This window comes from Neisseria sp. HMSC055H02, assembly GCF_001813335.1.
Taxonomy (GTDB): Bacteria; Pseudomonadota; Gammaproteobacteria; order Burkholderiales; family Neisseriaceae; genus Neisseria; species Neisseria sicca_C.
Genome location: NZ_KV812053.1, coordinates 1 through 6,611 on the forward strand (window position 1 = coordinate 1; position 6,611 = coordinate 6,611).

Here is a 6,611-nt window from a genome sequence, read left to right on the forward strand (position 1 = left end):
AGAGAAGGCATCCGCCGCCGTCATTGACGCTACCATTATTCAGACCGCCGGCAGCAAACAACGTCAGGCCATAGAAGTCGATGAATAAGGACAAGTCAATGGACAAACCACACCGAGCAAAGACAGCGATGCCCGCCGGACAAAGAAAAACGGCCTCTACAAACTCGGTTACAAACAACATACCCGTACCGATGAGGAAGGCTATATCGAGAAACTGCACATCACTCCTGCCAATACCCATGAGTGCAACCACCTGTCGCCTTTGCTGGAAGGCATTGCCGAAGGTACGACCGTCTATGCCGACAAAGGCTACGACAGCAAGGAAAACCGGCAACATCTGGAAGAATATCGGTTGCCGGATGGCATTCGCCTTGTTTGTTCAAGGGGTAATGTTCAAGGGGTAATGAGTGTCTCTCTACCATCAGGGACAGCCAAGTATGCCGGCGAAGTGTTGAATTTCCGTGCACGCAACTTGGATGAAAAAGCAAACTGGATGGATGCAGGTAACAGCTACCGTACTGCCGGTTCGTTTACCGCCGATGTCGATGATGTCGATTTCGATGCTGAAACCATCGCAGGTAAAATCAATAGTGGTGATAACCGATATATGGATGAACAAGCTTTTACCGCAGGTATTTCAGGCAGTAGCTTCAACGGCAAGTGAATTCTTATATCTCAGGTGGATTCTATGGTGATAAGGCTGCCGAAATGGCGGGGCGTTACAGTTACAATAAGACGCCAGGCAATAAAGGTTCTTTGAGTGACAATGCCTTTGGCGTATTCGGCGGTAAAAAACAGTAACCGTCTGTTCAAACTGAAAACAAACCGCCTGAAAGGGCGGTTTGTTTTCAGTTTGGGCAGGAAGGGTTTTCAGACGACCCTTGTGGATGCAGGCGGCTGTTTACGGTCTAAAGATTTTTTTTCTTCCTGGCGGTTTTTCAAATGTTTTTCATAGGCTAAGACAAAATCCGCCTTGGGTAATCCCGCTAGAACACCAATATGCGCTGCAGCGGATTTTGCCAAAGGTTCGAGCGTGTAGCCGCCTTCCAGTACCGAAACGATTCTGCCGGGACAACTTGGAGCGGCTTGGATGATTTTGTGTGTCAACCAGGCGAAATCGGCTTCGTGCAGGTTCAGACGACCTGTTTCGTCTTGTTTGTGTCCGTCGAAACCTGCGGACAGTAAGACCAGTTCGGGTTTGAATGCGGTCAGTTTGTGCAGCCATTGCTCGCGTACGGTCGTGCGGAAGACGCGGCTGCCGGTGTTGGACGCGAAAGGCAGGTGCAACATATTGGCGCCGTTGGCGGAATGGTTGGTTTCGGGAAATGGGAAGAGGTCGGTTTCAAAAAGGTTCATAAACAGGACGCGCGGGTCGTCTTTGAAGATTTCCGCTGTGCCGTCGCCGTAATGGACGTCGAAGTCGATGATAGCGATGCGTTGGAGTCGATATTCGGCGATGGCGTGCATGACGCCTGCGGCGACGTTGTTTAATAGGCAGAAACCGCCTGCCTTATCGCTGTGCGCGTGGTGTCCGGGTGGACGGACGGCGCAAAAGGCGTGCCATGCTTTCTTATTCATCACCATATCTACCGCCTGAACGACAGCCCCTGCGGCGTAACGGGCGGCTTTGAGCGAACCATGGCTCATGACGGTATCGCCGTCGATGCGGTAGATTTTGTCCGGTTGGGGCTGGCAGGCTTCGAGCGAGCGCAGGTATTTGCGTGGATGAACCAAGGCGAGGCGGGCATCGCTGATTTCTTCGGCTTCGGCAGTTTGAAGATGCCGCCAAATATCCTGACGTTTGAGCTCCGCCTCGATAACGGCAGTGCGTTCGGGCGAGTCGGGATGACCTGTGCCGGGTTGGTGTTTCGCGAAAACGGGATGAGAAATCCAGACCGTACGCGCATTTTTACCCAAGAGGCGGCGTAGGAGCGTACGCAGTCGTCGAATGAGTTTTTTCATGAGGAAAAGGGCGCGGGGCTTGTCGTTGGTAGGAAGGAATCAGGTTTTAAATGTCGTTGAAACTTCATTTTCAGACGACCTGACATGATAAATATGGTTAATAAATAGGGAAAGGCTTGGAAATTTTTCAGACGACCTTTAGAATAGCTTAATTTTGCGGTCGTACCAATGCTTTTTTCTGCCGCAAGCGGTGTTTTACTTAATTTTAATCTCTTAGAAAACGGACAAATTATGAATCAAACTGTGGCCCAATTTGCCCCTTTAGTGCTGATTATGGTGGTGTTCTACTTCCTGATCATGCGTCCCCAACAAAAGAAATTCAAAGCACACCAAGCCATGCTTGCCGCTTTGAAAGTCGGCGATAAGGTTGTTTTGGCAGCAGGTTTCAAAGGCCGCGTTACCAAAGTCGGCGAACACTTTTTCACTGTGGACATCGGTCAAGGTGCAAAAATCGAAGTCGAAGTGGAACGTAACGCGATTGCCGCCAAAGCCGAGTAATCCGTATTTTTGCTAAGAGCCGCCTCGGAAAGCTGAGCGCGGCTGTTTGTCTTCATAATAAATCGAAGGTTTACCATGAACCGTTATCCTTTATGGAAATACCTGCTGATTGCGTGCTCGATTTTGGTTGCCGTAGTGTATTCGCTGCCCAACCTTTTCGGTGAAACGCCCGCAGTACAGGTATCAACCAACCGACAATCCATCATTATTAACGAACAGACCCAGTCTAAAGTTGATGCCGCGCTGAAACAGGCTGGTATTCAGACCGACGGGATGTTTGTCGCGAACAACTCGCTGAAAGTGCGTTTCAAAGATACCGAAACGCAGCTTAAAGCCCGCGATGTCATCGAAAACACTTTGGGCGATGGCTATATCACCGCGCTCAACCTGTTGGCGGACAGTCCCGAATGGATGGCCAAAATCGGCGCCAACCCGATGTTCTTGGGCTTGGACTTGCGCGGCGGCGTGCATTTCACCATGCAAGTGGACATGAAAGCCGCGATGCAGAAAACGTTTGAACGTTATTCGGGCGACATCCGCCGCGAAATGCGCCGTGAAAAAATCCGTACCGGTACCGTCCGTCAGATTGAAAACGGTCTGATTGTCCCGATGCAGGACGCTGCTGACGTACAAAAAGCCATGCCTAAGCTGCGTCAGCTTTTCCCTGAGGCAAATTTGAACGCCGACGGCAATAACATCACGCTGACATTATCCGAAGAAGCGATTAACAAAGTACGCTCCGATGCGGTGAAACAAAACATCACTACTTTGCATAATCGCGTCAATGAGTTGGGCGTGGCTGAGCCTGTCATCCAGCAATCCGGTCTCGACCGTATCGTCGTACAGCTGCCGGGTGTACAAGATACTGCCAAAGCAAAAGACATTATCGGCCGTACCGCAACTTTGGAAGTGCGCATGGTGGAAGACGACCCTGTCAAAGTGCGCGAAGCTTTGGAAGGCAATGTTCCGAGCGGTTTCGAGCTGTTGTCCAGTGGTGGAGATCATCCTGAAACCTTGCTGATTAACAAACAGGTTGAATTGACCGGTGACAATATCAATGACGCGCAACCAAGTTTCGACCAAATGGGCGCGCCTGCCGTCAGTCTGAGCTTGGATAGCGCAGGCGGCAGTATTTTCGGCGAATTGACCGCCGCCAACGTCGGCAAACGCATGGCGATGGTGTTGATTGACCAAGGCAAATCCGAAGTGGTTACCGCACCGGTTATCCGTTCCGCTATTACCGGCGGACGCGTGGAAATTTCCGGCAGTATGACGCAGGCGGAAGCCAATGATACTTCACTGTTGCTGCGTGCCGGTTCGCTCGCCGCACCGATGCAAATCGTAGAAGAGCGCACCATCGGTCCGTCTTTGGGTAAAGAAAACATTGAAAAAGGTTTCCATTCGACCTTATGGGGCTTTACCGCCGTTGCTTTGTTCATGGTGGTTTACTACCGCCTGATGGGTTTCTTCTCGACCATCGCCCTGAGTACCAACATCTTGTTCTTAGTCGGTATTTTGTCTGCCATGCAGGCAACGCTGACGCTGCCCGGTATTGCCGCATTGGCGTTGACGCTGGGTATGGCGATTGACTCCAACGTATTGATTAACGAACGTATCCGCGAAGAGTTGCGCGAAGGCGTGCCGCCGCAACAGGCAATCAACCTCGGTTTCCAACACGCATGGGCAACCATCGTCGACTCCAACCTGACCTCGCTGATTGCCGGTATCGCCCTCTTGGTATTCGGTTCCGGCCCGGTCCGCGGTTTTGCCGTCGTACACTGTCTGGGTATCCTGACTTCGATGTACTCATCTGTCGTCGTCTTCCGCGCCTTAGTGAATCTTTGGTACGGACGCCGCCGCAAATTGCAGAACATTTCCATCGGCGCGGTATGGAAACCTAAAGCCGAAACAGCGGCTGGCAAGGAGTAAGACATGGAACTCTTTAAAATCAAACGCGACATCCCGTTTATGAGCTACGGCAAACTGACGACCTTTATTTCGTTGGTAACCTTCATTGCCGCCGTATTCTTCCTCATTACCAAAGGTTTGAACTTCTCCGTCGAATTTACCGGCGGTACCGTGATGGAAGTGCAATATCAGCAGGGCGTGGACGTCAACAAAACCCGTGAAAAACTCGATACCCTGAAAATGGGTGATGTCCAAGTTCAGGCGTTGGGTACGAATAAACACATCATGATCCGCCTGCCCAACAAAGAAGGCGTAACTTCCGCCCAGCTTTCCAATCAGGTTATGGAATTGCTGAAAAAAGAGCAGCCTGACGTTACCCTGCGCCAAGTCGAATTTATCGGCCCGCAGGTCGGTGAAGAGCTGGTGACCAACGGTCTGATGGCATTAGGCTTCGTCGTAGCAGGTATCATCGTTTACCTGTCGATGCGCTTTGAATGGCGTTTCGCCGTATCTGCCATCATCGCGAATATGCACGACATCGTGATTATTTTGGGCTGCTTCGCTTTCTTCCAATGGGAATTTTCACTGACCGTGTTGGCGGGTATCCTTGCCGTATTGGGTTATTCCGTAAACGAATCCGTCGTCGTCTTCGACCGTATCCGTGAAAACTTCCGCAAACCGAGCATGCGCGGACACACCGTTCCGCAAGTCATCGACAATGCGATTACCGCCACCATGAGCCGTACCATCATCACCCACGGCTCGACCGAGGCAATGGTCGTTTCCATGCTGGTGTTCGGCGGCGCAGCGTTGCACGGTTTCTCAATGGCATTGACCATCGGTATCGTGTTCGGTATTTACTCTTCGGTATTGGTAGCCAGCCCGCTCTTGCTGATGTTCGGCCTGAGCCGCGAAAATATCGCGAAGGAAGTGAAGAAAAAAGAAGAAGTCGTGGTCTGATGGTTATGATTGCGATTTGAAGGGGTCGTCTGAAAACTTGACAACAGGTTTTCAGACGACCTTTTTGTTTTGGGCAGTTTATTTGATAGTTAGGATACAAATATGGCGGAATTGTTTTGACTGTATGGAAAGGAACACGCTTTTCTTGTTCCAGATAGAGCAAGGGAAAGATTGGCTTAAAGGGAAGGATTCTTTGAAAGTAATCGACTGTATAAAACGGACACTTCTATGCCGATCTTGGTAATGTACAGCACAAAATGCAAAAAGTCGTCTGAAAATTTTCAGACGACCTCAGATTACTTTTACGGTTAGAGTTAGAAATTAACGTTTTGCTTTTGCGGCAGGTTTTTTAGGAGCCGGTTTGCCTGCTTTGGCAGGGGCGTTGGCGACGGAGCAGTATTTGGCAACGATTTGATCAACGACTTCTTCTTTGCCGTTAACGGTTGTTTTACCGCGTACGGTCAGCATATTGCCGTCTACTTTGTCGATATTGCCCAAATTGGCACGACCGGCCACCCATGCGACATTTTCGCCCCAGAAGGCGTTGACATCATCGCTGGAGCCGACGACGCGGAACAGGTTGGGTGTCAGTTCGTTTTTGTATTTCACTTGTGCTACAACAGGTTCGTTACCTTTGAAACCGTACATAACGCTCAATGGGTCTTGACCGTTTTGACCGCAGCGGTAGTGTACCTCTTTGGTGCTGTCGATAGCGTCCACTTTAATAGTTTGAGGAGTGAAAGGTTGGTTTTGTTGCGCTGCTTGTTGCGGAGCTGGGGCAGGTTGCGCGGCAGGTTTTCCTTTGGAAGAGCTGGAACATGCGGACAGCGCGGCAGCGGCGATAACGGCAGAAATCATTAACTTGGTATTTTTATTCATCGGTTTACTCCATATAAATTTTTGATAAAAGGTTGGCGAAACATTAACACAATATCAGAGATGGTATATTTTGTCTTCAATTTGGACAAATCTTTAATAAAAGCATCAAAAGAATAAGTAAATTTACTTATGAAAAGATCATCCAAGTTCAAGCGTTTCGGCTCCATTTGTCCGCCCTGCTGACTGCCGGATACATTACGTCCACGGTGTTTTTCGGCAATCAAACCATTACAAAACTGCAAGGTCTGAAAATCGATGTTGTGTTATGTCATAGGTTTGCGCTTTACCCAAATAAGGGGAATAATGACTTTTCATTCATCAATTAAACTTCTATACACACGAGGGCAGGCATGAATTCTTTTGCATCATTGTTAAACCACCCCGATATTTCCTTTTCCCCGATT

General features: G+C 49.7%; 7 protein-coding genes and 1 pseudogene. 6 read left to right on the top strand and 2 right to left on the bottom strand.

Annotation, left to right across the window (positions count from 1 at the left end; all coding sequences use genetic code 11):
• From HMPREF2907_RS11365 to HMPREF2907_RS13375, 3 genes and pseudogenes are all read left to right on the top strand, one after another.
• A pseudogene (locus HMPREF2907_RS11365) lies at positions 1-367 on the top strand (transposase); the annotation flags it as partial.
• A 36-nt stretch (positions 368-403) separates the two neighbouring features.
• Positions 404-664, top strand: a complete 261-nt coding sequence (locus HMPREF2907_RS13370) for a transferrin-binding protein-like solute binding protein (RefSeq protein ID WP_267894393.1) — start codon at positions 404-406, stop codon at positions 662-664.
• Positions 665-708: 44 nt separating this feature from the next.
• Positions 709-801: a hypothetical protein gene (locus HMPREF2907_RS13375; RefSeq protein ID WP_318258958.1), complete on the top strand. Its 93-nt coding sequence runs from the start codon at positions 709-711 to the stop codon at positions 799-801.
• Between the two features lie 69 nt (positions 802-870).
• Here the strand turns inward: HMPREF2907_RS13375 and HMPREF2907_RS00125 are convergent, their stop codons facing one another.
• The gene (locus HMPREF2907_RS00125; RefSeq protein ID WP_070679060.1) at positions 871-1,962 is read right to left on the bottom strand and encodes a histone deacetylase family protein; all 1,092 of its coding nucleotides are present in this window, start codon (positions 1,960-1,962) and stop codon (positions 871-873) included.
• A gap of 231 nt (positions 1,963-2,193) precedes the next feature.
• Between HMPREF2907_RS00125 and yajC the strand changes: the two genes are divergently transcribed.
• The 3 genes from yajC (at position 2,194) to secF (ending at position 5,328) form a co-directional block, all read left to right on the top strand.
• Positions 2,194-2,460, top strand: coding sequence for a preprotein translocase subunit YajC (gene yajC, locus HMPREF2907_RS00130; protein ID WP_070679061.1), 267 nt, complete (start codon positions 2,194-2,196; stop codon positions 2,458-2,460).
• Between the two features lie 75 nt (positions 2,461-2,535).
• On the top strand, positions 2,536-4,389 hold the full coding sequence (gene secD, locus HMPREF2907_RS00135; RefSeq protein ID WP_070679062.1) for a protein translocase subunit SecD: 1,854 nt from the start codon (positions 2,536-2,538) through the stop codon (positions 4,387-4,389).
• A gap of 3 nt (positions 4,390-4,392) precedes the next feature.
• A complete protein-coding gene (gene secF / locus HMPREF2907_RS00140) occupies positions 4,393-5,328 on the top strand; it encodes a protein translocase subunit SecF (protein WP_003760872.1) in 936 nt (311 codons plus the stop codon).
• Positions 5,329-5,649: 321 nt separating this feature from the next.
• Here secF and HMPREF2907_RS00145 read toward each other — a convergent pair whose 3' ends face one another.
• A complete protein-coding gene (locus tag HMPREF2907_RS00145; protein ID WP_070679063.1) occupies positions 5,650-6,207 on the bottom strand; it encodes a hypothetical protein in 558 nt (185 codons plus the stop codon).
• Positions 6,208-6,611 lie beyond the last annotated feature (404 nt).